The organism is Streptomyces sp. NPDC107575 (assembly GCF_055657265.1).
The window spans coordinates 160,089-184,749 of the sequence record NZ_JBVKBG010000007.1 but is presented as its reverse complement, the minus strand read 5'-3'; the positions used below and the strand labels follow the sequence as shown (position 1 = coordinate 184,749).

The 24,661-nt window shown below is 72.1% G+C and carries 23 protein-coding genes and 1 tRNA gene; 13 read left to right on the top strand and 11 right to left on the bottom strand.

Translation table 11 applies throughout. The features are described 5' to 3' along the window. Window position 1 precedes the first annotated feature (1 nt). From ACZ7L4_RS33250 to ACZ7L4_RS33220, 7 genes are all read left to right on the top strand, one after another. Window positions 2-943, top strand: a complete 942-nt coding sequence (locus ACZ7L4_RS33250) for a PDR/VanB family oxidoreductase (RefSeq protein WP_472108438.1) — start codon at window positions 2-4, stop codon at window positions 941-943. Between the two features lie 29 nt (window positions 944-972). Continuing rightward, the gene (locus ACZ7L4_RS33245; RefSeq protein ID WP_472108437.1) at window positions 973-1,215 is read left to right on the top strand and encodes a recombinase-like helix-turn-helix domain-containing protein; all 243 of its coding nucleotides are present in this window, start codon (window positions 973-975) and stop codon (window positions 1,213-1,215) included. 6 nt (window positions 1,216-1,221) lie between these two features. Then, the gene (locus tag ACZ7L4_RS33240; RefSeq protein WP_472108435.1) at window positions 1,222-2,223 is read left to right on the top strand and encodes a Rieske 2Fe-2S domain-containing protein; all 1,002 of its coding nucleotides are present in this window, start codon (window positions 1,222-1,224) and stop codon (window positions 2,221-2,223) included. Beyond that, window positions 2,220-3,467 carry an MFS transporter gene (locus ACZ7L4_RS33235; protein ID WP_472108433.1) on the top strand — a complete coding sequence of 416 codons (1,248 nt, stop codon included), beginning with the start codon at window positions 2,220-2,222 and terminating at the stop codon, window positions 3,465-3,467. The genes ACZ7L4_RS33240 and ACZ7L4_RS33235 overlap by 4 nt, the downstream gene beginning before the upstream one ends. Window positions 3,468-3,607: 140 nt before the next feature. Then, window positions 3,608-4,573 (top strand): PAC2 family protein, encoded by a 966-nt coding sequence (locus ACZ7L4_RS33230; protein WP_450817331.1) that lies wholly within the window; start codon window positions 3,608-3,610, stop codon window positions 4,571-4,573. A gap of 286 nt (window positions 4,574-4,859) precedes the next feature. Beyond that, window positions 4,860-6,614 carry a S8 family peptidase gene (locus tag ACZ7L4_RS33225; RefSeq protein ID WP_472108431.1) on the top strand — a complete coding sequence of 585 codons (1,755 nt, stop codon included), beginning with the start codon at window positions 4,860-4,862 and terminating at the stop codon, window positions 6,612-6,614. Window positions 6,615-6,652: 38 nt separating this feature from the next. Then, the gene (locus ACZ7L4_RS33220) at window positions 6,653-7,255 is read left to right on the top strand and encodes a hypothetical protein (protein ID WP_472108429.1); all 603 of its coding nucleotides are present in this window, start codon (window positions 6,653-6,655) and stop codon (window positions 7,253-7,255) included. A 78-nt stretch (window positions 7,256-7,333) separates the two neighbouring features. On the opposite strand, the gene mshC is transcribed toward ACZ7L4_RS33220, so the two are convergent. From mshC to ACZ7L4_RS33200, 4 genes are all read right to left on the bottom strand, one after another. Further along, window positions 7,334-8,563 carry a cysteine--1-D-myo-inosityl 2-amino-2-deoxy-alpha-D-glucopyranoside ligase gene (gene mshC / locus ACZ7L4_RS33215; RefSeq protein ID WP_472108427.1) on the bottom strand — a complete coding sequence of 410 codons (1,230 nt, stop codon included), beginning with the start codon at window positions 8,561-8,563 and terminating at the stop codon, window positions 7,334-7,336. A gap of 173 nt (window positions 8,564-8,736) precedes the next feature. Next, complete coding sequence (locus ACZ7L4_RS33210; RefSeq protein ID WP_472108425.1) at window positions 8,737-9,570, bottom strand: SCO1664 family protein; 834 nt, start codon at window positions 9,568-9,570, stop codon at window positions 8,737-8,739. Further along, the gene (locus ACZ7L4_RS33205; protein WP_472108423.1) at window positions 9,534-10,124 is read right to left on the bottom strand and encodes a DUF3090 domain-containing protein; all 591 of its coding nucleotides are present in this window, start codon (window positions 10,122-10,124) and stop codon (window positions 9,534-9,536) included. The genes ACZ7L4_RS33210 and ACZ7L4_RS33205 overlap by 37 nt, the downstream gene beginning before the upstream one ends. A gap of 98 nt (window positions 10,125-10,222) precedes the next feature. Further along, window positions 10,223-10,909 carry a histidine phosphatase family protein gene (locus tag ACZ7L4_RS33200; RefSeq protein WP_472108421.1) on the bottom strand — a complete coding sequence of 229 codons (687 nt, stop codon included), beginning with the start codon at window positions 10,907-10,909 and terminating at the stop codon, window positions 10,223-10,225. 62 nt (window positions 10,910-10,971) lie between these two features. Between ACZ7L4_RS33200 and corA the strand changes: the two genes are divergently transcribed. Continuing rightward, window positions 10,972-11,973: a magnesium/cobalt transporter CorA gene (gene corA / locus ACZ7L4_RS33195; RefSeq protein WP_472108419.1), complete on the top strand. Its 1,002-nt coding sequence runs from the start codon at window positions 10,972-10,974 to the stop codon at window positions 11,971-11,973. A 6-nt stretch (window positions 11,974-11,979) separates the two neighbouring features. On the opposite strand, the gene ACZ7L4_RS33190 is transcribed toward corA, so the two are convergent. After that, entirely contained in the window at window positions 11,980-12,765 is a 786-nt protein-coding gene (locus tag ACZ7L4_RS33190; RefSeq protein WP_472108417.1) for a ferritin-like domain-containing protein, read from the bottom strand. 246 nt (window positions 12,766-13,011) lie between these two features. Continuing rightward, window positions 13,012-14,073 (bottom strand): LLM class F420-dependent oxidoreductase, encoded by a 1,062-nt coding sequence (locus tag ACZ7L4_RS33185; protein ID WP_472108415.1) that lies wholly within the window; start codon window positions 14,071-14,073, stop codon window positions 13,012-13,014. 151 nt (window positions 14,074-14,224) lie between these two features. Here ACZ7L4_RS33185 and ACZ7L4_RS33180 point away from each other — a divergent pair, with 151 nt between their 5' ends. Both ACZ7L4_RS33180 and ACZ7L4_RS33175 read left to right on the top strand, forming a co-directional pair. Further along, a complete protein-coding gene (locus tag ACZ7L4_RS33180; protein ID WP_472108413.1) occupies window positions 14,225-15,208 on the top strand; it encodes an aldo/keto reductase in 984 nt (327 codons plus the stop codon). After that, window positions 15,205-17,580 carry a helix-hairpin-helix domain-containing protein gene (locus tag ACZ7L4_RS33175; protein ID WP_472108411.1) on the top strand — a complete coding sequence of 792 codons (2,376 nt, stop codon included), beginning with the start codon at window positions 15,205-15,207 and terminating at the stop codon, window positions 17,578-17,580. Before ACZ7L4_RS33180 ends, ACZ7L4_RS33175 begins: the two co-directional genes overlap by 4 nt. 364 nt (window positions 17,581-17,944) lie before the next feature. Here the strand turns inward: ACZ7L4_RS33175 and ACZ7L4_RS33170 are convergent, their stop codons facing one another. Then, the gene (locus ACZ7L4_RS33170; RefSeq protein WP_472108409.1) at window positions 17,945-18,613 is read right to left on the bottom strand and encodes a hypothetical protein; all 669 of its coding nucleotides are present in this window, start codon (window positions 18,611-18,613) and stop codon (window positions 17,945-17,947) included. Window positions 18,614-18,660: 47 nt separating this feature from the next. Between ACZ7L4_RS33170 and ACZ7L4_RS33165 the strand changes: the two genes are divergently transcribed. Beyond that, window positions 18,661-18,849 carry a DUF5703 family protein gene (locus ACZ7L4_RS33165; protein WP_018535088.1) on the top strand — a complete coding sequence of 63 codons (189 nt, stop codon included), beginning with the start codon at window positions 18,661-18,663 and terminating at the stop codon, window positions 18,847-18,849. 72 nt (window positions 18,850-18,921) lie between these two features. Here the strand turns inward: ACZ7L4_RS33165 and ACZ7L4_RS33160 are convergent, their stop codons facing one another. The 3 genes from ACZ7L4_RS33160 to ACZ7L4_RS33150 all read right to left on the bottom strand — a co-directional run bounded on the left by ACZ7L4_RS33160 (window position 18,922) and on the right by ACZ7L4_RS33150 (window position 21,479). Then, window positions 18,922-19,644, bottom strand: coding sequence for a chaplin family protein (locus ACZ7L4_RS33160; RefSeq protein WP_472108407.1), 723 nt, complete (start codon window positions 19,642-19,644; stop codon window positions 18,922-18,924). A 124-nt stretch (window positions 19,645-19,768) separates the two neighbouring features. Continuing rightward, a complete protein-coding gene (gene chpH, locus ACZ7L4_RS33155) occupies window positions 19,769-20,002 on the bottom strand; it encodes a chaplin ChpH (RefSeq protein ID WP_472108405.1) in 234 nt (77 codons plus the stop codon). A gap of 151 nt (window positions 20,003-20,153) precedes the next feature. Next, window positions 20,154-21,479: a M20/M25/M40 family metallo-hydrolase gene (locus ACZ7L4_RS33150; protein ID WP_472108403.1), complete on the bottom strand. Its 1,326-nt coding sequence runs from the start codon at window positions 21,477-21,479 to the stop codon at window positions 20,154-20,156. 196 nt (window positions 21,480-21,675) lie between these two features. Here ACZ7L4_RS33150 and ACZ7L4_RS33145 point away from each other — a divergent pair. Together ACZ7L4_RS33145 and ACZ7L4_RS33140 are read left to right on the top strand one after the other, a co-directional pair. Further along, a tRNA-Leu gene (locus ACZ7L4_RS33145) sits at window positions 21,676-21,760 on the top strand. A 118-nt stretch (window positions 21,761-21,878) separates the two neighbouring features. Next, window positions 21,879-23,699, top strand: coding sequence for a serine/threonine protein kinase (locus tag ACZ7L4_RS33140; protein ID WP_472108401.1), 1,821 nt, complete (start codon window positions 21,879-21,881; stop codon window positions 23,697-23,699). Between the two features lie 54 nt (window positions 23,700-23,753). Here the strand turns inward: ACZ7L4_RS33140 and gnd are convergent, their stop codons facing one another. Continuing rightward, the gene (gnd, locus tag ACZ7L4_RS33135; RefSeq protein ID WP_472108399.1) at window positions 23,754-24,629 is read right to left on the bottom strand and encodes a phosphogluconate dehydrogenase (NAD(+)-dependent, decarboxylating); all 876 of its coding nucleotides are present in this window, start codon (window positions 24,627-24,629) and stop codon (window positions 23,754-23,756) included. Window positions 24,630-24,661: the final 32 nt, after the last annotated feature.

Below are 24,661 nucleotides of genomic sequence, written 5' to 3'. Positions count from 1 at the left end.
CATGACCGAAGAGCGTCGCCTTGATCTGTTGGTCCGGCGGATGACCTGGGAGGCCGACGGCGTCCTGTCCGTCGAGCTGACCCACCCCGACAACAAGCCGCTGCCCGCCTGGGAGCCCGGCGCGCACCTCGACGTGCACGTCGGCGGCCAGGTCCGCCAGTACAGCCTGTGCGGGGACCCCGCCGACTGCGGCACGTACCGCATCGGCGTCCTCAACGAGCCGTCCTCGCGCGGCGGTTCGCGGCACGTGCACACCAAGCTGCGCCCCGGCCAGCAGGTCACCGTGTCCGAGCCGCGCAACCACTTCGCCCTTGAGGACGCCCCGGCGTACGTGTTCATCGCGGGCGGCATCGGTGTCACGCCGATCCTCGCGATGGCCCGTGAGGCCGCCCGGCGCGGCGCCGACTGGCGCATGGTGTACGGCGGCCGGGGGCGCGCCTCGATGGCGTTCACCGACGAGCTGCACGCGCTCGGCGGCGACCTGACCCTCGTACCGCAGGACGAGCAGGGGCACATCGACCTGGACGGGACGCTCGCCGGGCTGCCCGAAGGGGCGCTCGTGTACTCCTGCGGGCCCGAGCCGCTGCTCGCCGCCGTGGAGGAGCGCTGTCCCGCCCAGCGGCTGCGCCTGGAGCGGTTCGCCGCCCCCGTCGTCGAACGGTCCGCGGACGACGGCGAGTTCGAGGTCGAGTGCCGCACCTCCGGACAGACCCTCACGGTCGGCGCCGACACCTCGATCCTGGAGGCCGCCGAGAGCGCGGGCATCGACGTGTCCAGCTCGTGCCGCGACGGCATCTGCGGCTCCTGCGAGACCCGTGTCATCGAGGGCGCCCCCGACCACCGCGACTTCCTCCTGTCTGAGGCCGAGCACGCCGCGAGCGCCTCGATGATGATCTGCGTCTCGCGCTGCGCGGCCGGCGCCCGCCTCGTACTGGACCTTTAAGCCCCTCCTGGAATCCGTAGGAGACACCCATGAGCAGCAGCACCACCGAGACCACCGACTGGCCCTACCTGGAGGTCCACCAGTCGCGCACCCACGAGCCGAGCCCGTACGAGTACAAGCTCGCGGCGACGCTCGAAGAGGTCTTCACCAAGGTCGGCCACGAACTCGCCGACGTCGTGACCGGGTTGAACGCCCGTCAGGTCCACGCCCCCGACGGGCGGCCGTGGACCGAGGAATCCTTCCGCGCCGAGATGCACCGACTGGGAGCGTGACGCACCATGGCTCTGACCGCCGACAAGATCTACGCGACCGGCCTGCGCAACCAGTGGCACCCGGTCGTCCCCTCCTCCTTCGTCGCCCCCGGCGCCATGCGCAAGGTCACCGTCCTCGGTGAGCAGTGGCTGCTGTTCCGCCGCTCGGACGGCACCCTGAGCATGCTGGCCGACCGGTGCCCGCACCGCGGCGCCCCGCTCTCGCTCGGTAAACACCTGGGCGACCGGGTGGCGTGCTGGTACCACGGCGTCGAGGTCGAGACCGACGGCACGGTCTCCTCCGTGCCCGGTCTGCCCGGCTGCAACCTGGAGGGCAAGAAGCTCGTCACGTCGCTGCCCGTGCGCGAGGTGGCGGGCGCCGTCCTCGCGTACTTCGGCGACGAACAGCACCCGGAGCCCGTCGAGTTGACGCTCCCGGACCCGCTGACCGACCCCGACATCGACGCGTTCCTCTGCTACGCCGAGTGGGACGTGCCGTGGCGCTTCGGCGTCGAGAACCTGCTCGACCCGATGCACGGCCAGTTCCTGCACCACGACTCGCACACGATGTTCGACGGCGACACCACCGCGAAGTTCCGCATCCGCGAGACCGAGCGCGGCTACTTCTTCGAGAAGACCGACCAGCGGGGCGTCAACTTCGACTGGGTCGAGCTGTGCCGCACGGGCGTGGACTGGGTCGACCTGTCGATCCCGTACCCGCCGTCCGCGGGCCCCGGCGGCCCGTTCGGCATCGTCGGCATGGTCCGCCCGGTCGACGAGGAGCGCTGCGCCGTCTTCTTCTGGCGCTACCGCAAGGTCCAGGACTGGCAGCGCGACACGTGGCGCTTCCTCTACAAGACGCTCATCGAGCAGCGCCACTGGGAGGTCCTGGAGCAGGACCGCACCATGCTCGAGGCCATGCCGGCCGACGCCGACCAGCAGGAGAACCTGTACCAGCACGACCTCGGCGTGGTCCGGCTCCGCCGCATGTACCGCGGCGAGGCCGAGAAGCAGTCCGCGGGCGCATGAGCACCCGGGCCCGCTGGGCGGGCGTCCTCAGCCTGCTGGTCATCGTCCTGATCAGCTACGTGGACCGGGTGAACGTCTCCGTCCTCATCACGGACAAGGCGTTCACCGACCACTTCGGCATCACCGGCGACCCGACGGCACAGGGCGCCCTGTCGACCGTGTTCCTCGTCGGGTACGGCATCGCGGCGTTCGTCCTCACCCCGTTCTACGAGACGTCGCTCGGGGTGCGCCGCGGGCTCGTCGTCAGCGTCGCCCTGTGGTCGCTGATGACTCTGCTGTCGCCGTACGCGCTCGGCGCGCTCACGCTGACCGTGCTGCGTGCCCTGCTGGGCGCCGCCGAGGGGCCGCTGTTCTCGCTCAAGACGATGTACGTGCGCGAGCACTTCGAGCCGCACGAGGCGGGCCGCCCCAACGCGGTCAGCTCGATGGGCGTCTCCCTGGGCACGGCCGCGGGCCTGCCCCTGATCACGTACCTCGTCTACCGCTTCGACTGGCACACCTCGTTCATCGCCCTCGCGGCCCTGAACGCGGTGATCGGCCTGCCGCTGATCCTCCTCTTCGTACGAGGACGTGGCGTGCGCGGCGCCGAGCGCCCCGGTTTCGGGACCACGCTCAAGGGCGCGCTGCGGATGCCACGGCTCGCACCCATCCTGGTCATCGAGATCGCCACGCTCGCCTACCTGTGGGGATCGAGCGCCTGGCTGCCCTCGTACCTGCTGCACGAGCGGCACTTCTCGCTCTCCGCGATGGGGATCGTCTCCGCCCTGCCGTTCCTGATGTCACTCGTGTCCGGGTTCCTCGGCGGGCTGCTGCTCGACCGGCTGCCGCGGCGGCTGCTCGCGCTGCCGTTCGTGGTGGGTTCGACCGGCACCGCCGTCTGCGTGCTGCTCGTAGCGGGCGCGGACAGCGACGCGGCGGCGGCCACCGGCCTCATCCTGGCCGGCGGCTTCTGGGGCCTGCAGGGCCCGGCCATCCCCACCCTCGTCCAGCACTGCGCGCCCGCGCACTTCGTCGGCAGCGCCTACGGCGTCGTGAACGGTGTCGGCAACCTCGTGTCGGCGTTCATGCCCACCCTCATGGGCGTGGCCATCGCGGCGAGCGGCGGCCACGGCTTCGGCGCCGGATTCGGCCTCCTCGCCGGGGCCCAGGCGCTGACCCTGGTGTGCGGGGCATGGCTGCTGGTCAGGCCGATCCGCGAGACACCGGCCACCGAACCCGGCACCGCGCGGCTCGCACGGACCTGACGACCGCCCCGCGGTGGAGTGGACCACTCCGCGGCGGGGCAGTGTTGGGGGCAGTCCGCGCCCACAAGGGGATGCGGAGGGCCCCCGCCGACGCCGTAAGGTGGGCAGGTACGCGAGGGCACGTTGGAAGGAGGCGCTGGGTGATCGAGCTCGAGGGGGTTCCCGAGCTGGTCGACCCGGTCATGGTGGCCGCGTTCGAGGGCTGGAACGATGCCGGCGACGCCGCCTCCACCGCGGTCGCGCATCTCGACAAGGAGTGGAAGGGCGAGGTGTTCGCGGCGCTGGACGCCGAGGACTACTACGACTTCCAGGTCAACCGCCCGACCGTGTTCGTCGACGGCGGAGTGCGAAAGATCACATGGCCGACGACGCGGCTCTCGGTGATCCGGGTCGGCGGGGACAAACCGCGCGACCTGGTGCTGGTCCGGGGCATCGAGCCGTCCATGCGCTGGCGCTCGTTCTGCAACGAGCTGCTCGGTTTCGCGCACGAACTGGGCGTCGAACTCGTCGTCGTGCTCGGCGCGCTGCTCGGCGACACCCCGCACACGCGGCCCGTGCCGGTCAGCGGCGTCACCTCCGACCCGGATCTGGCCACGCGGATGAACCTGGAGGAGACCAAGTACGAGGGGCCCACGGGCATCGTCGGCATCCTCCAGGAGGCCTGCACGCACGCCGGCGTCCCCGCGGTCTCCCTGTGGGCCGCCGTCCCGCACTACGTGTCGCAGCCGCCGAACCCGAAGGCGACGCTGGCCCTCCTCAACCGCCTCGAGGACCTGATCGACCTGCGCATCCCGCTGGGCGAGCTGGCCGAGGACGCGCGGGCCTGGCAGTTGGGCGTGGACCAGCTGGCGGCCGAGGACAGCGAGGTCGCCGAGTACGTGCAGTCCCTGGAGGAGGCCCGCGACACCGCGGAGCTGCCCGAGGCCTCCGGCGAGGCCATCGCCCGCGAGTTCGAGCGCTATCTGCAGCGCCGCGACCCGGGCGCCGGACCGGGCGGTCACGCGACGGACGGCGGCGACGGCTCCTCCCATCTGCGCGACAACCCGAGCGGCAGGACCCGGCCGCCGAAGCCGCCGCGCCCGGAGAGCGACGACGGCGACGAGTAGTCGCGGAACGCAGTGACCGTCAGGGGCGGGGCGCCGAGCGCCCCGCCCTTCGTCGTGCCCTGCCCGCGCCCCGAGTCTGGCCGGTTTGCGGCGTGACAGTTGTTTCCGGCCGAATTGAAGGCAGTTGCAGGGGGTTCCCCATTCAACTTGTTTTCAAACGCAGTTGGCCGAGGGGGTCTGGACGGGCGGGCGTCGGCGTAGCAGGGTGAGCCCCGACGAGCCTCAAGGAAACACACGGCACAGGCAGACCCGTACGACCGGATGTGGCGAGGGGAGCTGTGGACCGATGACCGACCAGCACGCAAGCCCGGCGCAGGGGCCGGGAGCGGCCGGGCCGGGACCGGACGGATCCGGTTTCACCTATCGCGGGGCGGAAGAGGAACTCATCGTCGTGGCGCGCCCGGAGGCCCGCCTGCGCGTCCAGGCCGACGGCGTGCGCTCCGCGGCCGGCGCCGACGTATCGGCGCTGAACATGTTCCTCGGGGACGAACAACTCGCTCTTGAACCGCTGTTCGGCGGCGAGGAGCGGATGCGGGACGCCGACGGGGCGCCCGGGGCCGAGGTGCCCGACCTGGCGCTGTTCTACCGGGCGCGCGGCGGCGCCGAGCGCGCACAGGAGTTGCGGGCGCGGATCGCGGCGCTCCCGGAGATCGACACGGCGTACGTGAAGCCGGGCGCGGTGCCCGCGGCGCACACCTCGTCGCCCTCCCCGTCCCCGGAGAACTTCGAGGAGGCGCGGCGGCTGAAGGAGAAGACGGCCGCGACGCCCGACTACACGGGCCGCCAGGGCTACTTGGGCCCCGCGCCCGCCGGCATCGACGCCCAGTGGGCGTGGCGGCGGCTCGGCGGCAGCGGCGAGGGCATCACCGTCATCGACGTGGAGGGCGCCTGGCAGCTGGGGCACGAGGACCTGTCGGCGAAGCTCGCGGGCATCGTCGTCGGCACGCCGATCTCGGACGTGGCCTGGCGCAATCACGGCACGGCGGTCCTCGGCGTGATCGGCGGCGACCGCAACGAGCGCGGCATCACCGGCATCGCGCCGGAGGCGGTGACCGCGGCGGCGTCCTTCCAGGGCGTGGGCACGGCGGCGGCGATCCACGCGGCGGCCGAGCGGCTGAGCCCCGGCGACGTCATCCTGATCGAACTGCACCGCCCGGGGCCGCGGTTCGACTTCGAGCCGCGCGACGACCAGCGCGGGTACATCGCGCTGGAGTGGTGGCCCGACGACTTCGCGGCCATCAAGTACGCGACGGCGAAGGGCATCGTGGTCGTGGGCGCGGCGGGCAACGGCGCCGAGTCCCTCGACGACGCGGTGTACGAGCGCAGGCCCGACGAGTTCCCGGCGTGGTGGCACAACCCGTTCAACCCGTCGAACCGCTCCTCGGACGCGGTCCTCGTCGGCGCGGGCGCCCCGCCGCCCGGCACCCACGGCCGCGACCACGGCCCGGACCGCTCACGCCTCTCGTTCTCCAACTACGGGGCCCGCGTGGACGCCCAGGGCTGGGGCCGCGAGGTCACCACCACGGGCGGCGCCTGGGACCGGCCCGGCGACCTCCAGGGCGGTACCGAGGAGATCGCCTGGTACACCGACACCTTCTCCGGCACCTCGTCCGCCTCCCCGGTGGTCGTCGGCGCGCTGACCGCCCTCCAGGGAATGCTCAAGGCAGGCGGTCAGCGCCCGATGACGTCACGGCGGGCCCGCGAGGTGCTCCGGGCGACCGGCTCACCGCAGCAGGACGCCCCCGGCCGGCCCGCCTCGCAGCGGATCGGCAACCGGCCCGACATCAAGGGGGCGGTCACCAACCTGCTGCCCTCGACGGTCGGTTCGGGCCAGGCCGAGCGGTACTGGGACGAGCTGATCCCGTATCCGCCCGAACTTCCGCCCCGCCTCCGGCTGTTCGTGGCGGGTTCCTGGCGCAATCTGAACAACCCGTCCCCCGAGACCCGCCAGGCGGTGCACACCGCCTTCGCGGGGGGACGGCCGGACGTACGTGTGTGGTTCTCGGACGACGAGGTCGTCGGCCTGGTCGTCACGGGCTGAGGCAACGCAACCAACCATTGATGGAAGGTGGCACCCGCATGAGCATCACCCCCCAGATGGGCCAGCAGCAGTTCCCGAGCACCTCGCCCTACCAGCAGGGCATGGGCCAGCAGCAGTCGTACGGCCAGCAGCAGCCCGGCATGTTCGGCCAGAGCCACCAGGGCCAGGGGCAGGGCCAGGAGCACCTTCAGCAGCAGCTCCAGCAGCTCGGCCAGCAGCAGCCGTACCAGCAGTTGCTCCAGCAGCTCGGCGGGCAGCAGCAGGGCATGGGCCAGCAGCAGTACGGGCAACAGCAGTACGGCCAGCAGCAGGACCAGCAGGCGCAGCAGATGGAGCAGCAGGCCCAACAGCAGCTCCAGCAGGTCCAGTTGGCCGCGATCCAGCAGGCCCACCAGCAGGTGCAGCAGCAGGCCCTGGCCTCCGGCGTCGCGAACGGCTACATCGACATCGTGCAGCCGCTCCCGGGCCAGCCGCGGCAGATCTTCCTGCGCATCAACAACCAGTTCCGCGTCCTCAACAACCCCACCCCGCAGGCGCACGACGAGGTCCAGGAGGCCTTCGCGTTCGGCCACCAGGTCATCGGTGTCTGGGACACGGGGTCGCCGAGCATCCTGCGCAGCGTTCGGGTGCAGCGCATCTGATCGCGCACCGGAAGCAGAGCAATAAAGGGGCGCCTCCCCGCTCGGGGAGGCGCCCTCTCAGCTACCGGACGGGTGTTGCTACAGCGCCACGCCCAGCAGGGCGTCCACGGCACGCGAGACGACGCCGGGGGCGCCCTCGTCCGTGCCGCCCTCGCTCGACTGGGTCTCGGCCCAGCGGTCGACGGCGGTCAGCGCGGCCGGCGCGTCCAGGTCGTTCGCGAGCGCCTCGCGGATCTCCTCGACGAGCGCCTCGGCGGACGGGCCGTCGGGGCGGGAGACGGCCGCGCGCCAGCGGTCGAGGCGGGCCACGGCGTCGGTGAGCACCTGCTCCGTCCACTCCCAGTCGGAGCGGTAGTGGTGGGCGAGGAGCGCGAGCCGGATGGCGGCGGGGTCGACGCCCTCGCGCCGCAGCGCGGAGACGAACACCAGGTTGCCCTTGGACTTCGACATCTTCTCGCCGTCGAGCCCGACCATGCCGGCGTGCACGTACGCCTTGGCCATCGGGAACTCGCCGGTCAGCGCCTGCGCGTGCGAGGCGCCCATCTCGTGGTGCGGGAAGGCGAGGTCGGAGCCGCCGCCCTGGACGTCGAAGCCCATGCCGAGGTGGTCGAGGGCGATGGCGACACACTCGATGTGCCAGCCGGGGCGCCCCTGGCCGAGCGAGCCGCCGTCCCAGCTGGGCTCGCCGTCGCGCGCGGCCATCCACAGCATCGGGTCGAGCGGGTTCTTCTTGCCCGGACGGTCCGGGTCGCCCCCGCGCTCGGCGGAGAGCAGCCGCATCGCGGCGGCGTCGAGGTTCGAGACGGACCCGAAGTGCGGGTCGGCCTCGACGGAGAAGTAGGTGTCACCCTCGAGCTCGTAGGTGGCACCGGCGTCACGCAGTCGTTCGACGAGCGGCACGATGCCGGGTATCGCCTCGACGGCGCCTATGTAGTGCTGCGGCGGCAGCATCCGCAGGGCGGTCATGTCCTCGCGGAACAGGGCGGTCTCGCGCTCGGCGAGGCCCTCCCACTCGATGCCGTCGCGCACGGCCCGCTCAAGGAGAGGATCGTCGACGTCCGTCACGTTCTGGACGTAGTGAACCTGCCGCTTGGTGTCGAGCCACACGCGCTGCACGAGGTCGAACGCGTTGTAGGTCGCCGCGTGACCCATGTGGGTCGCGTCGTACGGCGTGATGCCGCAGACGTAGATACGGGCGACGGGACCGGGGGCAAGGGTGACGAGCCCACCGGTCGCGGTGTCGTGGATCCGGAGGTCGCGGCCCTTGCCGGGCAGGGCGGGGACCTCAGAAGCGGGCCAGGCATGCATGCATCGAGCGTAACCGGACGCTGCTTCCGCATACGAACCGGACCAGGCGCAATGGCCGAACTCGCCCTCTTGCGCGATCACTGCCGAGGGGGTAGGCATCTCAAGCCCCTGCGGCGATTGAGCAGCGGGGTCCGGGGCAGAGCCCCGCGACCGCAACACCGGTGCGGGCCGCACTACACCGGCGGCCAGGGAATCGCAGGCCAGTCCCCACCGGGCTCCCGGTGCCGCCCGGACTTCAGAAGGCCCGCCACCCGCTCCCGTACGGCCTCGACCTCGGTCGGCGTGATCAGCTCACCGAGCCGCGCAGCGAGCGGCTCACCCTCGCCGAGGGCCACCCGCAGCCCCTCCAGGGCGACCGTGGCCTCCTCCGTCAGCGGCTCCCCCGCCCAGCCCCACAGCAGCGTGCGCAGCTTGTCCTCGGCGTTGAACGTCACACCGTGGTCGATGCCGAACAGGTGCCCCTCGGCGTCGACGAGCAGGTGCCCGCCCTTGCGGTCACCGTTGTTGATCACGGCGTCGAGCACCGAGAGCCGGCGAAGACGGGCGTCGTCGGCGTGCACGAGCAGCGCCGTACGGCCCTCTCCGACCTCCGCGAACCCGATGGCCTTCCAGCCCTCCTCGGGCTCCTCACGGTCGACGAGAGCGAGCAGCTCGGCGCCGTCCGTGTCGTCCTCGGGCCCCTCGATCCACAACTGGCACATGCCCTCGCCGTACGGCCCGTCGCGCAGCACCGTCGGCGGCACCAGGCCCCAGCCGAGCGCCTCGGAGACCTCGTACGCGGCGACCTCGCGCTGCGCCAGGGTGCCGTCGGGAAAGTCCCACAGTGGACGCTCCCCGCGTACGGGCTTGTAGACGCAGCGCGCCTCGCGGCCGTCGTGGGTGACGGTGCACACCAGCACCGCGTTCGACGCCTCGCGGATCTGTCCTTCCACGTGCAGCTCACCGAGGGCGAGCAGGTCCCGGTCGTCGCTCACGCGTCGCGCCGGTATCCGTTCTGGCGCGGACATACGTGTCCCTCCGGGTCGAGCGGCAGGCTGCACAGCGGGCACGGCGGGCGGCCCGCGTTCACGACGTCCAGGGCCCGCTTGGCGAAGGCACGCGCCTGGTTCCCCGTGAGGCGGACGCGGAGCATCGGCGGGCCGTTCTCCTCGTCCTGGAGGAGCTTCTCCTCGGCCTCCGCCAGGTCCTCCTCGGACTCGGCGTCCAGCTCGACGAGGGCCTGCGCCTCGACGATCATGCGCTGCTCGTCGCCGTCCCACGCGAGTGCCATCGTGCCGACGCGGAACTCCTCCTCCACGGGCGCCTCCAGGGGCGCGGTGTCGGAGATCTCGCTGGGGGCCACGGCGGGCACCGGGGCGTTGCCCCCGCTGCGCCGCACGACCTCGTCGAGCAGTTCGTCCATGCGCTCGGCGAGCGCGGCCACCTGGGTCTTCTCCAGCGCCACGCTGGTGACCCGGGCTCCTGCCGTGGCCTGCAGGAAGAAGGTGCGGCGCCCGGGGAGCCCGACCGTACCGGCCACGAACCGCTCCGGAGGGTCGTAGAGGAACACCTGACGGGACACGTCCTGTCTCCATGGGATCGGGATCGACTGTCTTGAACCGGTCATGGCCGACCGGGCCGACTGTGCTTACGGCTGCTTCACCCTACTGCGGCAGACGATCACGGTGCGCCCGCGCCGCCCCCGACCGGCGCATCGCCTCCCTGCGGCGTCTCGCGCGGCGCCAGGGACGCGAAGTCACCGGTGTCTCCGAGGCGTACGAGAAAGGGGCGAAGCCGTGTGTAACGGATCGCTGTGATGGAACACGGCTCTACAGAGATGCGCTGAAAGAGGTCCAGATGAAGCCCGATGGCGTCCGCGACAAGGGACTTGATGATGTCGCCGTGCGAACACATCACATAGGCGGCGTCCTCGCCGTGTTCGCGCTCCACGCGCGCGTTCCACTCACGTACCGCCTCGGCGGCCCGGTGCTGCATCTGCCGCATCGACTCACCGCCGGGGAAGGCGGCGGCCGTCGGGTGCTGCTGCACGACCTGCATCAGCGGCTCGTCGGTCAGCTCGGCGAGCTTGCGGCCGGACCAGTCGCCGTAGTCGCACTCGCTGATGCCCTCCTCGGTGCGCAGGGTCAGCTCCGGACGGGCGGCGAGCAGCGGCGCGACGGTCTCCCTGCAGCGCTGCAGCGGGCTGGAGACGATCTCGGCGAGGGGCAGGCCGGCCAGCCGCTCGGGCAGCCGCGCGGCCTGCTCGGCGCCGCGCTCGTCGAGCGCCACACCGGGCGTCCGCCCGGCGAGCACTCCCGCGGTATTGGCCGTGGACCGTCCGTGCCGGACGAGGATCAGCGTGGGCATGTGCCCCACCCTAGGCATACGACGACGTGCGACAGTGCCCGGTCCTGGGAAGAATTCGCTTCGTGATCGTCGACTGCGCCATCTACCGGGAAGGGCGCCGCATCGAGCGCCCCGCGGACTTCTCCGACGCCCTCGACGAGGCGCGGGCGGCGGGGGACGCCTTCGTGTGGATCGGGCTGCACGAGGCGAGCGACGAGGAGTTCGACCGCGTCTCCCAGGAGTTCGGGCTCCACCCGCTGGCCGTGGAGGACGCCATGAAGGCGCACCAGCGGCCCAAGCTGGAGATCTACGACGACTCGCTGTTCGTGGTCCTCAAGCCGGTCGTGTACGAGCCGAAGAGCGACAAGGTGTCCACGGGCGAGCTGATGCTGTTCCTGGGCGACTCGTTCGTGGTGACCGTGCGGCACGGCGAGGGCGCGCCCCTGAAGGCCGTACGGCAGCGTCTGGAGGCCGAACCGGAGTTCCTGAAGCAGGGGCCCACGGCGGTCCTGTACTCGGTGGCGGACGCCACGGTGGACCACTATCTGGAGGTCGCGGCCGAGCTGCAGACCGACCTGGAGGAGCTGGAGACGGAGGTCTTCTCCCCGCAGGGCGGCGGCACCCGCGACACCGCCGAGCGGATCTACACCTTCAAGCGCCAGATCCTCGAATTCCGCCGCGCGACCGGACCGTTGGCGATGCCGGTGGAGCGGCTCGCCGGGGTCGGGCCGTGGGGCCTGGCCGCCGTGCCGTTCGTGCACGAGGAGGCGCGGCCGTTCTTCCGCGACGTGAACGACCACCTGACGCGGGTCAACGAGTCCGTGGACGGCCTGGACCGCCTGGTGTCGGACATCCTTTCGGCGCACCTGGCGCAGATGAGCGTGCGGCAGAACGACGACATGCGGAAGATCTCGGCGTGGGCGGCGATGGCCGCGGTGCCCACGATGATCGCGGGCATCTACGGTATGAACTTCGACCACATGCCGGAACTGCACTGGGTGTGGGCCTACCCGGCAGTGATCGTCCTGATGGCCCTCCTGGAACTGCTGCTGTTCCGCCTGTTCAAACGGCGCGGGTGGCTCTGAAGCACCTCAGGCGAACTCGACCGTGGCAGGCGGCCCGCCCAGGGCGTCCCGCCGCTCCGGCATGCTCAGCGACACCATCCGCCGCCAGCCGCCCAGGCGCTCGTACGCGTACACGGCGTGGATTCCCGCGGCCAGCGCCGCCGCCTTCGGCCTCGACCAGCCGAGAATGCGCCCCATGTGGTCCATGACGGCAAGGCTGACGTCCCGGTAGACCGCGATCTCCGCGAGCGCGCACTCGCGCAGGATGCGCTGGATCGTGCGGCCGTGCCCCGCGTACGCGAACCGCAGCAACTCCTCGTGGCAGTACGCGAGATGGTTGTCCTCGTCGTTGGAGATCATCTTGACCGCGCGGCCGAGGTCGGGATCGTCGGCGAAGTGCTTGCGCAGCATCACCATCTGCTCGGAGGCCCGCTGCTCGGTGACGCGGCTGTGCGCCAGGTACGTGACGATGTCCTGCACGGAGAGCCGCTCGTCGGCGCGCAGCCGCTCGTGCGAGAGTCCGATGCCGTACCGCTCCAGAAGCATCGTGTAGTCGGCCTCGGCGGGGACGGGCGCCGGCTCCAGGCCGCGCTTCTTCATCAGGGCGTTGAAGATCCGCCCGTGCTTGTCCTCGTCCGCGCCGTGCCGCGCGATCTTGGGAGCGAGTCCGCGCTCGCTCTCGGGGACCAGCGCGGCGATCCGCCCGTTCTCCCAGCCGCCCTGGGATTCGCCGCCGGCGGCAATGGAGCAGAACAGCCGGAACGACTCGTCGTTGTCGATGATCTCCTGGAACAGACTCTTGGCCGACAGCATCTGCTACCTCCATCTCGCCGCGCCGGACTCCGCAGTACTGCAAAGTCCGAGTCAAATGCGGGACATGGGGCAGGGCAACAGCTATGCGGGTCAACTCGTCCGAAAGGAGGACCCGGGGCGCGGGAGGAGCCGTAACCAGGCCCCTCGTGACGCGTTGTGCTCTGTGACGGCCGTGGCGGGGAAGACCCCCCGAGCCCCCACCACGGCCGCAGAAAAACTCCGCTGAGCCCCCTGGGCCCTTGAGCCCTAGGCCAGCCCGGCGCGCTCCATGGCCTCGGTGCCCGCGCGCAGCGAGGCGAGCCGGTCGTCGAGCGTGAGCCCGGCCGGGTTGACGGTCAGCGTGGTGACCCCCGCCTCGGAGTAGGCCCGCATCCGGTCGGCGATCCGGTCCACCGAACCGAGCAGCGTCGTGGAGTCGATGAGCTGCTGCGGGACGGCCGCCGCCGCGCCCGCCTTGTCGCCGTCCAGGTACTTGTCCTGGATCTCGGCGGCCTCCTTCTCGTAGCCCATGCGCTGCGCGAGCTGGTTGTAGAAGTTCTGCTTGCGGCTTCCCATGCCGCCCACGTAGAGGGCGGTGTACGGCCGGAACATGTCCGCGAGCGCGCTCACGGACGCCTCGTCGTCCCCGCCGAGCGCGAGCGGCACCGTCGGGCAGACGTCGAAGCCCTCCATGGTCTTGCCGGCCTTCTCGCGGCCCGCGCGGATGTGCTGGAGCGCGGTCTCCTCCAGGTGCTCGGCGGCCGGGAAGATCAGCAGGGCGCCGTCGGCGATCTCACCGGTCTGCTCCAGGTTCTTCGGGCCGATCGCGGCGATGTAGAGCGGGATCCGCTCGCGCTCCGGGTGCACGATCAGCTTGAGCGGCTTGCCGGGCCCGCCGGGCAGCGGCAGCGTCCAGTGCGCGCCTTCGTGCGACACCCGCTCCCTGCTCATCGCCTTGCGGATGATCTCGACGTACTCGCGGGTGCGCGCCAGCGGCTTGTCGAACTTGACGCCGTACCAGCCCTCGGAGACCTGCGGCCCGGAGACGCCGAGGCCGAGTCGGAAACGGCCCCCGGACAGCGAGTCGAGGGTCGCGGCCGTCATCGCCGTCATCGTGGGCTGGCGGGCCGGGATCTGGAAGATGGCCGAGCCGACGTCGATCCGCTCCGTCTGCGCGGCGACGTACGCGAGGACGGTGGCGGCGTCGGAGCCATAGGCCTCCGCGGCCCAGCACACCGCGTAGCCCAGTCTGTCGGCCTCCTTCGCGACGGCCAGGTTGTCCGCGTCCATGCCTGCGCCCCAGTAGCCGAGGTTGATGCCGAGCTTCATTGACCACATCCCCTTAACGCTTAACGCCTTGCCGGATCCAGTGATTTACCCATGGGTAAGGTGCCTCGCCCGGCACCCTAACCCGGCGACCCCGGCGGCAGATATCCACAGGGCCCCCGTTCCTGACCTTCGGCCAGTAACCTCAGCGCCCATGGAGCAGAGGCATCTCGGCCGCACCGGCCTGCGTGTGTCCCGGATCGGGCTCGGCACCCTCACCTGGGGCCGGGACACCGACGAGCACGACGCCGCCGACCTGTTGAAGGCCTTCTGGGAAGCGGGCGGCACGCTCGTCGACACGGCCGACGTGTACGGGGGCGGGGAGTCGGAGTATCTGCTCGGCAAGCTCGTCGAGGGCCTGGTGCCGCGCCGTGACCTGGTCATCTCCACGAAGGCGGGCAGCGTGCCCGACCCGGACCGGCGCTTCGACTGCTCGCGCGGCCATCTGCTCTCGGCCCTGGACGCCTCGCTCGCCCGGCTCGGCACGGAGTACGTCGACCTGTGGCAGGTGCACGCGTACGACCCGGGGACCCCGCTGGACGAGACGCTGCAGGCCCTCGACATAGCGGTCAGCAGCGGCCGCGCGCGCTATGCGGGCGTCTCGAACTTCTGCGGCTGGCAGCTGGCCAAGGCCGGGACGTGGCAGCTGTCCGCGCCCGGCGCGCGCACGCGTCTCGCCAGTACGCAGATGGAGTACTCGCTGCTGCAGCGCGGCGTGGAGCGCGAGGTGCTGCCGGCGGCGCTGGACCTCGGCATCGGCCTGCTGCCCTCGTCGCCGCTGGGCCGCGGGGTGCTGACCGGGAAGTACCGCTCGGGCACGCCCGCCGACTCGCGGGGCGGCTCGGACCACATGGCGCCGTTCGTCGAGCCGTATCTCGACGAGGCGGCGGGGCACATCGTGGACGCGGTCGCGACGGCGGCGGACGGGCTGGCCGTGACGCCGCTGCAGGTGGCGCTCGCGTGGGTCAGGGACCGGCCGGGGGTGACCGCGCCGATCGTCGGCGCGCGCAACGCGCAGCAGCTCACGGCGGCATTGTCAGTGGAGGCCCTTAGTCTTCCTGACGAGATCTGCCAGGCGCTCGACGATGTGTCGGCGCCCGTGCACCGCTATCCCGATCAGGACTGGAGCACGTTGTGAGTACGGAGTCCGCTCCCGCGGAGAACGAGTCAGGGGCCCGCCCCGACACGGATCCGGCTGCCGCCGCGAGCGCGGAGGCGGAGCCGGTGTCGGCGGACGGCCCCGGAGCGGAGGGCCCTGCCGGCGCGGTCGGGGGGACCGACAAGGGCGCGGACGCCGGAGCCGAGGGTGCGGAGGGCGCCGAGGGCGCTGCCGCCGAGGCCGGCGCGGTCGAAGGGACCGACGACGGCGCGGACGCCGGGGCGGCCGAGGCCGACGGCGGGGACGGAGCTGTGGCCGAGGCCGACGGTGCCGAAGCCACAGCCGGGGACGCCGAGGAAAGTGCCGAGAAGAAGGCCGAGGTCTCCGAGGCCGAGGCAGAGCTGGCGGCCCAGCGGGAGTTCCGGGAGCGGATCGCGGAGCGGAAGGCCGCCAAGGAGGGGCCGATCGACGCCGGGACGAAGCTGAGCGGTACCGCCGCGGATCTGCTGGCCGCCGTACGCGCGGTGGAGAGCGGCGAGAAGCCGGTCTCCGCCCCCGTGCTCGCGCGGCCCGAGCCCGAGCCGCGGCAGGACACCGCGGCCGCCGCCCCCGCCGAACCCGTGCGCAGGCCTCAGGCCCCCGGTCACGCGGGCCCCGACCCGGACGCCGTCGCCGCGGTGCGGGCCGTGCTCGTCGAGGGCGGCGCCCCCGAGTCGCTGGCCGGCGCGGCCGCCGCGGCCCTGGGCGAGGGCGCGGGCGACGAGCTGCGGGCGGATCCGTGGCTGTTGCTGCGGGTGAGCGGAGTACGGCCCGAGCAGGCCGACGGGTTCGCGCGGGCGCTGCTCGGCGCGGAGTGCGGGCCCGAGGACGAGCGGCGGGGCCGCGCCGTCACCGTATGGCTGCTGGAGCAGGCCGCGGACGCCGGGCACACGGCGCTCGACCTCCCGGTCCTCGCGGAGGCGCTCGGCAAGCGCGGCGTGCCCGACCCGGAGGAGGCCGTGCAGAGCGCCGTCGCGGAAGGCGATGCGCTGATCTTCCACGACCCCCTGGAGGACGCTCCCGCGCCCGCCCCTGCCGCCTCCGAGGAGGACGGCGAGGAGGAAGAGGCGGAGCGGCCGGTACGGGTCCTGGTCGGACTGGAGCGGTACGCGCTCGCCGAGGAGAGCCTCGCCGACGGGCTCGCCCGGTTGCTCAACGCCGCGCCCAAGGACGACGGCCCGGCCGCCGCCGGGCTCGAGGAGGCCGCGGGCTCGGAGCGTGGCACGACGGCCGAGCTGATCCGGGCGATCGCCGCGCACCGTCTCGTTCTGCACACCGGTGGCGAGGCGGCCCGCGCCGAGCCCGTCGCCGCGGCGGCCGCCGCGGGCAGGCTCGGCCTGCGGGTGTGCGTCGCCGCGCACAGCGCGGACGGCCGGCGCCGGGCCGCCGAGCTCCTCGGGCCGGACGCGCCCGGGACGGCGACCGCGACGGTCGCGGGTCTGCTCGCGCAGACGGAGGGACCGGGGCTGGACCGGGACGGGGCGTTCGCCCTCGACCTCCTGGTCGTCCTGGACGCTCCGCAGTTGGACGTGGGCGATGCCGCGATGCTGGTGGAGCTGCTCGCCGACGGGACGTGCCTGGTGCTCAGCGGGGACCCGGGGACGCTGTGGTCGGCCGGTCCCGGCCGGGTCTTCGCGGACGTCGCGGCGGCCGAGATCTGCCCGCGCATCGCCTCCCGCACGCCGGACTTCGGGCCGATCGGCGAGCTGGTCTCGGGCATCGGCATCGGTGAGCTGAACCAGGTGGAGGCGCCCGGCAAGGAGGTCGTGATCGTCCCGGTGCGGGACCCGGCCGAGGCGATCCACCGCACGGTGCAGCTCGTCGCGGACTCGGTGCCGCGGGCGATCGGGGTGCCGGCCGAGCAGACGCAGGTCATCACGCCGGGGCACGGGGGTGCGGCGGGGACGCGGGCGTTGAACGTGGCGCTGAAGGAGCGGCTCAACCCGGGGCCCGGGCGGTTCGGCGGCTTCGATCCCGGGGACCGGGTGGTGTACGTGACCGGGCGCGGGCGGATCCGGCCCGGCGTGGTCGTCGGGGCGGATGCGGAGGGCCTGCGCCTCGAGTGCGACGGCGCCCCCGTCCTCGTGCCGAAGGAGCAGGTGGAGCAGGGTGCGGTGCGGCACGGGTGGGCCGTGACCGGGCATCAGGCCGTGGGGGTCCGGTGGCCCGCGGCGGTGGTGGTGCTGCCAGGCGACGCGGCGCAGGCCCTGAACCGTCCCTGGGTCTACACGGCCTTCGGCCGCGGCGAGCGCCACCTCTCGGTGGTCCACGGCGCGGATTCGGCCCTGCCACGCGCCGTCTCAGACCTCCCGGCAAAGCCCCGCACGACGCGGTTGCGGGGCCTGGTCCGGGCCCAGGTCCCGACCACGTAGCCGCGGCACCGCTTCTCGCCGCCGCGCCGGGGTCGGCCCCACCGTCCCCGTTGCGCGGCACCGGGGGCCGCCTTGCCCACCCTGCCGCCCAAGGCGGCAGATTGCCCAAGTCGGCGACGGCCCTGGTAGGGGGCAACGCCGGTGGCGGTATTTCAAGCCCCTGCGGCGATTGAGCAGCGGGGTCCGGGGCAGAGCCCCGAGGCCGCAACGCCGGTGCCGCAAAACCAGCCCCGCCCTGGGACGGGGGCAGAGCCCCGACATCCTCAAGCCTCGCCGGCGATTGAGGCGCGGGGTCCGGGGCGGAGCCCCGAGGCTGCAACGCCGGTGCGGCGGAACAGCCCCCGGCCCCCGCGGCAGCGGGGTGTCAGTGGTCCGCCTCCTCCAACGCCCCATCCCCCTCGGCGGAGCCGTCGTCGTCGAACTCGTCGTCGTCGAACACCGCGCTCACATCGAACCGGCACACCACCCGCTGCGGATCGACCTGCTCGAAGGGCGCCTCCAGCCACTCCCCGGCCTCCGTCGGCTCGTCCGACGCCGTGACCCAGAGCGTGGAGTCGCCCTCCTCCAGGCCGAACTCCTTGTGCCGGGACGCGATTTCGTCGGGCTCGAACTCCCCGAAGAGGACACCGAGCGCGGCATGCACACTGTTGCCCGCCCCGTTCGCCGCCTCCGCCACGTCCTCGTCCAGATCGGCCACCCGCCCGGCCTGCGCGAGCAGCCGCTGCGGCTCCACCACCGCGTAGTCGCGCCGGATCAGCACGCTCAGCGCGTTCGGCTCCTCCGGTCCCGCGTACGGCGGTAGCGAGTCCTCGCCGCCGGGGATCTCGAAGGGGGTGACCTCGTCGTAGCGGTCGTAGAGGAGTTCGTCGTACTCCTCGGCCGCGGCGGCCAGTTCGTTGAACGCTTCGTAGACGGCCGGATCGTCTTCTCCCGACCGGCGCTCGACCGCCGCCAAGTGGGCGTCGAGCGCAGCCTTGACCGCCTCGGCGGCGGCGCGTACCTCGGCAGCGGTGGGCTGCGCAGCATCAGACATAGTGCAGACGCTATCCGTACCGGGCCTCTGCCCGCACAATAGATGCGATGCCGGAATACGAATTTGTCGACGTGTACGTACCGCGCGGGGTCTCCCGCAAGGAGGCGACGCGTCTGCTGACGGACCATGCCGAGTACGGACACTGGGAGTTGGACCGCTTGAGCCTGCGCCGCGACGGCAGTCGCCGCGTGCGTCTGCGCCGACGGATCATCCGCCAGGTGCGGGCCACATGGTGACCTGAGGGCAAGGCGAGACAACGGAGCGGGCCCCGTCCGTGCGGGGCCCGCTCCGTTGTGTACCGCCTGATGTCACGCCGCCGCGTTCGCCCGCCGGTAGAGCAGCGCGCCCGCGAGCAGCGCTCCTCCGGCCAGCGGGACGGCCGCACCGAGCGGAACCGAGCTGCCGGTCTCCGCGAGGGTGCCGCCCGCCCGCGCCTCGGGGCTGCCGGTCTGCCCGAGCTGGGACTCGCCCTTGGGCATGTCGACGGTCTGTGTCCCCGGTGTGTTGGGGGTGTCGGAGCCGGTGCCGGGGTCACCGCCGCGCGAGGGCGGGGTGTTCGAGTCCGCCGGCGGCGTCGTGGTGCTGCTGCCGCCGCCGTCGTCGGAGCAGCCGTTGCCGGTCGTCCCGTTGCCGATCGAGCCGGCGCCGACGGAGTTCCCGCAGGCGTTGACCGGCACGTGCACCGGAACCGACACATGGTTGCCGGAGCCGACACCGGGTGAGTCGCTGGTATTGCCGCCGGCCTGCGCGCCGCTGTCCGAGGACTGGTCGCCGCCCTTGTCGCCGCCGCCCGAGCTGTCGCAGCCGTTGCCCGACGCCGGGTTGAGCAGTCCGACGACGTTGATCGTGTTGCCGCAGGCGTTCACGGGCACGTCCACGGGCGCCTCGACGGAGTTGCCGGACAAGACGCCCGGCGAGTCCGAGGAGCTTCCGTTCGCACCCGAGTCCGCGTGCGCGTAGCCACCTGTGACGGCGAGCACGCCGCCCGCGGCGGCCACGGTGATCAGGCCCTTCCGCATGACCTGTCGCATAGGTTTCCCTGCCTTGCCTTATCAGTCTTGCCCTGGAACCTTGTCCAACCCGTCGGCCCCGGAGTGCATGGCTCGCACTCCGGGGCCGTGGGCTCAAACCCTCAAAGGGTGAGGCACAACAACGTCAGTCGTTGGCGCAGGTGTTACCGAAGGCAGGGTTCAGCAGCCCGATCACGGAGATCGTGTTGCCGCACACGTTCACCGGCACGTGGATCGGGGCCTGGACGACGTTGCCCGAGAGAACTCCCGGGGACTTCACAGCAGCACCCTGAGCGCCGGAGTCGGCGACGGCCATGCCCGCACCCGCGAGAACCAGACCACCAGTGGCAGCCGCAGCGGCGACGACCTTCTTGAGCATTATTCCTCCTTGTTGGCAATGCAGTCCCAGCCGCGGACTGCACTCCCTGTAACGAGGAAGAACCGATGGGGCTACGAGCGCACGGCCCGTTTCACTCTTTCCGGTCCATTGCGCACGCGCGAACGATTTCCGACCCGGCGCCGGGTTGACGTCAGGACGCGTCGATGAAGCGGTCCAGGACCCGCACGCCGAACTTGAGGCCGTCCACCGGCACCCGCTCGTCGACGCCGTGGAACATCCCGGCGAAGTCCAGCTCGGGCGGGAGCTGCAGCGGAGCGAAGCCGAAGTTGCGGATGCCGAGCTCCACGAAGGACTTGGCGTCGGTGCCGCCGGAGAGCATGTACGGGATGGCCTTGCCGATCGGGTCCTCGGCCTCGATCGAGGTCTTCATGGCCTCGACGAGCGCCCCGTCGAAGGTGGTCTCGACGGCCTTGTCCGCGTGCACGTCCTCGCGCCTGACCTTCGGGCCGAGGATGCGGTCGAGGTCGGCGAGGAACTCGTCCTCGTGCCCGGGCAGGAAGCGCCCGTCGACGTTGGCGGTGGCCTCGCCGGGGATCACGTTGACCTTGTAACCGGCGCCCAGCTGCGTGGGGTTGGCGGTGTTGGAGAGCGTGGCGCCGATCAGCTTGGCGATGCCGCCGAGCTTGGCGATGGTCTCCTCCATGTTCTCCGGGTCGAGCTCGGTGCCGAGGGCGTCGCCCAGCTCGTCGAGGAAGGCGCGCGTCGTCTTGGTGACACGGACCGGGAACTCGTGGCGGCCGAGCCGGGCGACGGCCTCGGACAGCTCGGTGATCGCGTTGTCCCGGTGGATCATGGAGCCGTGCCCGGCGGTGCCGGCCACGGACAGCTTCATCCAGTGCATGCCCTTCTCGGCGGTCTGCACGAGGTAGAGCCTGCGCTGCTCGTTCACGGTGAAGGAGAAGCCGCCGACCTCGCTGATCGCCTCGGTGACGCCCTCGAACAGGTCGGGGTGGTTGCGCACCAGGTGGCGGGCGCCGAACACGCCGCCGGCCTCCTCGTCGGCGAGGAAGGCGAGGACGATGTCGCGCGGGGGCTTGCGCCCGGTGCGCAGCCGGTCGCGGACGACCGCGAGGGTCATCGCGTCCATGTCCTTCATGTCGACGGCGCCGCGGCCCCAGACACAGCCGTCGGCGACCTCGCCGGAGAACGGGTGGTGGGTCCAGTCCGCCGCGTTCGCCGGGACGACGTCGGTGTGGCCGTGGATGAGGAGGGCGGGCCGCGAGGGGTCCTCGCCCTCGATGCGGGCGACCGTGGAGGCGCGGCCGGGGTGGGACTCGAAGATCTTCGGCTCGAGGCCGACCTCGGCGAGCTTCTCCGCCGTCCACTCGGCGGCCTTGCGCTCGCCCGGGCCCGAGTGGTCGCCGTAGTTGCTGGTGTCGATCTGGATCAGTTCGCGGCAGAGGTCGACGACCTCGTCCTGCCCGGAGACCGCCCTGCCCGTGCTCGGCTCGCTCACGCTGCTTCCTCTCTTGCCGTGGATGCCTCTCATCCTCTCTCTCCCGGCCTCGGGACCCAAGGCCGGGCGCGTCTCGTCACGTGCCGTTCACAGGCGGGGCCGCCCGACCGGGGGGCTGATCGAGGCACTCCGAAACCCTGGTAATGTTCTCTGTGTCGCCGCGGGAAACGCCTCGCACACAGGCGGCAGACACCTTGTCCGGGTGGCGGAATGGCAGACGCGCTAGCTTGAGGTGCTAGTGCCCTTTATCGGGCGTGGGGGTTCAAGTCCCCCCTCGGACACAGAGAAAGACCCCAGATGACTCTGGGGTCTTTTGCGTTGTCGCGGCACCGACGGCGGGGTGCGTTACGTCACGTGATGCAATGGTCGGCCACGAGACGAACAGGGGTGGAGTGCGGCGTGTTGGCGAACGGTGGGCCCGATGCGGAGAATTTCCGGCCGCTGGACGACCGCGATCCACGGACGGCGGGCGGATACCGCCTGGTCGCGGGGCTCGGCTCCGGCGGCATGGGGCGCGTCTACCTGTCGCACACGCCGGGCGGCCGGGCCGTCGCGGTCAAGGTGATCAGACCCGAGCTGGCCGAGGACCCGGAGTTCCGGCGCAGGTTCCGCACGGAGGTCGCCGCCGCGAGCAAGGTGCACGGGCTCTACACGGCGCCGGTCGTCGACAGCGACACGGAGAGCGCGGTGCCGTGGTGCGCGACGGCGTACGTGCCGGGACCCTCGCTCGCCGAGGCGGTGCGCGAGCACGGGCCGCTGCCGGTGGACACGGTGCTGCGGATGACCGCCGGGATCGCGGAGGCGCTGCAGGCGGTGCACGACGCGGGGATCGTGCACCGCGACCTGAAGCCCTCGAACGTGCTGCTGGCCTCCGACGGCCCCCGCGTCATCGACTTCGGTGTGGCGCGGGCGGCGGACGCGACGTCCGTGACGCGCAGCGGGGCGGCCGTGGGCACGGTCGCGTACATGGCTCCTGAGCAGGTGCTCGGCGGCTCCGCGAGCGGTTCCGCCGATGTGTTCGCGCTCGGTCAGACCGCGGTGTTCGCCGCCACCGGGAGCACGGCGTACGGGGAGGGCGAGCCGCACGCGGTGCTCTACCGGGTCGTGCACGAGGAGCCGGATCTGTCCAAGGTCCCCGAGGCGCTGCGGGAGTTGATATCCGGGTGTCTCAGCAAGGAGGCGGAGGACCGGCCGACGGTGACGGAGGTCATCGAGACGGTCCAGACGATTCGTGAGGCGCAGCCCGGTGGTGCCGGGCCCGCGACGGACGCCTGGCTTCCCGGTGAGGTCGCGGAGGGGATCGCGGCGCGGGCGGAGGGCGCCCGGGTGACGGGGGCGGAGCCGACCGGGCTCGCGACGCCGCCGCGTGGTGCCACGAGTGAACCGGGTACGCCCGGGAGCCCCGCCCCCGCCGGGGAGTTCGGGCCGCCCGTCGCGTTCGCCCAGGAGCCGCCCGGCTCCCCCGCCGCACCCTCGGGTGCCGAGACCGCCGCTGTGAGCACCGGTCCCGAGCGGGGGCGCTCGCGTGCCTGGCTGCTGGCGGCCGCCGGGGTCGCGCTGGTCGCGTGCGGTGCGGCGGCGGCGCTGTACTTCGTGCCGGGCAACGGGCCCCGGGACGACCGGGCAGGTGGGCAGGCGGCCACGAGCGCGCCCGGGGCCACGGGGTCCGCGTCGAAGTCGGCCTCGCCCTCGAAGTCCGCCTCGCCGAGCGCGTCCGCGTCGCCGCGGAAGTCCGGGGGCGCCGCGCAGCCCGCGCCGTCGGGGGCGCCGGACGACGGTGCGACGGCCGCTTCCCCGTCCCCCGGCACGAGCGGGCCGGAGACCTCGGAGCCGCCGGCCCCGTCGACGTACAACGGCATCGTGATGACGGACGGCCAGGATCTGTTCCTCGCGGACGAGCCGGTGGCGGCCAAGGCGGACGACGGGCAGCCGAGCGAGGATCTGACCTACGACGTCTACGAGAACGGCGCCAAGCTGTCGCCCGGCACCGGCTCGGGAAGCACGCTCGCGGCGCTCCCCGCGGACCAGCCGGCCACTCCCGACGCGTGCCGCGCGGCGCAGGGCGCGCAGGAGTTCTTCTGGGTCTACAACCTGTCCGTGGGGCAGCGGCTCTGCCTGGTCAGCGGGTCTGGGGATGTCGGCCTTCTGACGCTCCAGGGCAAGACGGAGGGCAAGAACGTGACGCTGGACGCGAAGGTGTGGCGGGCCGCCGGCCAGTAGAGGCAGCAGAAAGCCCGCCGGACCGTGCGGTCCGGCGGGCTTCGTGTGTGGCGCTTACTTGGACTCGACGGCGTGGCCGCCGAACTGGTTGCGCAGCGCCGCGATCATCTTCATCTGCGGCGAGTCCTCCTGGCGCGAGGAGAAACGCGCGAACAGCGACGCGGTGATCGCGGGCAGCGGCACCGAGTTGTCGATCGCGGCCTCCACGGTCCAGCGGCCCTCGCCGGAGTCGGCGGCGTAACCGCGGAGCTTGTCGAGGTGGGTGTCCTCGTCGAGGGCGTTGACGGCGAGGTCGAGGAGCCAGGAGCGGATGACCGTGCCCTCCTGCCAGGAGCGGAAGACCTCGCGGACGTTGTCGACGGAGTCGACCTTCTCCAGGAGCTCCCAGCCCTCGGCGTAGGCCTGCATCATGGCGTACTCGATGCCGTTGTGGACCATCTTCGAGAAGTGCCCGGCGCCGACCTTGCCCGCGTGCACGTAGCCGAAGTCGCCCTCCGGCTTGAGCGCGTCGAAGACCGGCTTGACCTTCGCGACGTTCTCCTCGGAACCGCCGACCATCAGCGCGTAGCCGTTCTCCAGGCCCCACACGCCACCGGAGACGCCCGCGTCGACGAAGCCGATGCCCTTGGCGGCGAGCTCCTCCGCGTGCTTCTCGTCGTCCGTCCAGCGCGAATTGCCGCCGTCGACCACGATGTCGCCCTCGGAGAGCAGGCCGCCGAGCTCGTCGACGGTCGACTGGGTGGCGGCGCCGGCCGGCACCATCACCCAGACCACGCGCGGGCCTTCGAGCTTCTCGACGAGTTCGGCGAGGGAGGCGACGTCCGAGACCTCGGGGTTGCGGTCGTAGCCGATGACCTCGTGGCCGGCGCGGCGGATGCGCTCGCGCATGTTGCCGCCCATCTTGCCGAGACCGATGAGACCGAGCTGCATGTCAGTTCACTTACTTTCTGATCTGAAGGGTG